This window comes from Snuella lapsa, from assembly GCF_039539345.1.
In the GTDB taxonomy this organism is placed as follows: Bacteria; Bacteroidota; Bacteroidia; order Flavobacteriales; family Flavobacteriaceae; genus Snuella; species Snuella lapsa.
Map to the genome: position 1 here is coordinate 1 of NZ_BAABCY010000111.1, position 1,735 is coordinate 1,735.

Consider the following 1,735-nt stretch of genomic DNA (forward strand, 5'->3'; position numbering starts at 1 on the left):
CGGCTCTTCTTATACAAATCTATACACTTAATTTGAATATCCAACATACCAGTGATAAAACAGACAAGGAAATTGTTTCCGAACCCTGTCCAGCCACCTATAGGCGTTTGTTAGATTATTCCTGTACCGTTTATAGCGATACCTTGCCCATCTTACCAGTTTTATGCGAAGTACATAAAACACTTTGGACAAACTATAACCACGGTATTTACCAAAGTAGCGTATCCATCCCCTGAGTTTTGGATTTAAGTGATGTGCAATACCTACAATACTGTCACATCGCATTCTTGGGATTTCCATTTTCCTGATCTGTTCAAATATCCGTGACCGTGATTGGATACTAATAGCACAGTCAAATCCTAAAAACAGTTTCCCAGTTTTCTTTGACTTTGAAGTGCGTGGCTGAAAAGTATATCCCAAAAAGTCAAATTGCACTTTTTCATACTTTTGCTGCCTTTTAAAATCCCTGCAATACACGATTTTCGTTTTATCTGGATGCAATATCAGTCCACAATGCTCCAATCTTTCTTTTATCCTCTGTAGGATATACTCTGCCTGGTTTTGCGTCTGGCAATGAATAATAATATCATCTGCATAGCGTACAAATTCAATGGCAGGGTTCACTCTCCCAAACCAAACATCTAAGGTGTAGTGCAGAAACAGATTGGCTAACAGTGGACTTATCACCCCACCTTGCGGTGTGCCTTTTGTTCTTGCGATGATTTCACCTTTTTGGGTTTGAAGTGGAGCTTTGAGCCATCTTTCGATGTATTTGAGCACCCACTTTTCTTCAACGTGTTTGCCCAACGCTTTAAGCAACTTGTTATGGTCGATTTCATCAAAGAAGTTCTTGATGTCCAAATCAATCACCCAATCATGCTTCCAGCAGTTTTTACGTACCTGTTCAAGTGCTTGATGGGCACTGCGTTTTGGTCGATAACCATAGGATTGTGGATGAAAGATTATTTCCAGTCTTTCCTCTATTTGATTTCTTATCACCGTTTGTGCTACTCTATCGCTAATGGTCGGAATCCCCAGTTGACGGATAGAACCGTTTTTCTTTGGAATTTCAACTTGTAGGACTGGTGGTGGGTAATAACTACCCGAGGCCAAGCGGTTCCAAACTTTGTACAAGTGTCGATGTCTTTGCTTGTCATAATCTGACATACTTAGATTGTCTATACCTGAGCTTTTTCCTTTTCGCTGTACCTGCAAGTAGGCTTCCCATACCATTTCTTTGGTAATAGGTACTGATTTTGTCTTCTCAAATTGAATCATCCTCTTGCGAGTTGTAAAAATTGATAAACTGTATAAGCCAGTCCCTTTGCTCCAGTTTCATTACAAAACCTTCATCACTACTACAGACTGGTCCGCCCCTGTCCCAAGTATCGCTATTTGGCCTCTAGTTTGCGCTATTGTGCCTTTCACTTTGCATCTTGGCACAGGTTCCCGAGTTCCGTAAATAAGCCCGAATAATGGTTATGCCTCCTAAATGACGCCTGCCGCTTAGCCAGTAAACAGGTAACCGCTAAACTTATCATGTTTGTCATACTTCAAACACTTTTGACAGAATGTTGCACTTTCTCGACACTTCATCAGAGGTTCATTTGCATTCATCTCCTTTATCCATACCTGACCGCGCTCATGGCGCAGCCTTTTCCATAACGCTCAATACCTTGGCTCTTTACCAAAGCACCTTATGGGGGTTTGATGCTCTCCCCTGCAGGACAACACC

Annotated in this window: 1 protein-coding gene; it reads right to left on the minus strand. The window is 41.5% G+C overall.

Annotated features, from left to right (window positions below; all coding sequences use genetic code 11):
- Window positions 1-27 precede the first annotated feature (27 nt).
- On the minus strand, window positions 28-1,278 hold the full coding sequence (ltrA, locus tag ABD792_RS19070; RefSeq protein ID WP_345008173.1) for a group II intron reverse transcriptase/maturase: 1,251 nt from the start codon (window positions 1,276-1,278) through the stop codon (window positions 28-30).
- Between the last annotated feature and the right edge of the window lie 457 nt (window positions 1,279-1,735).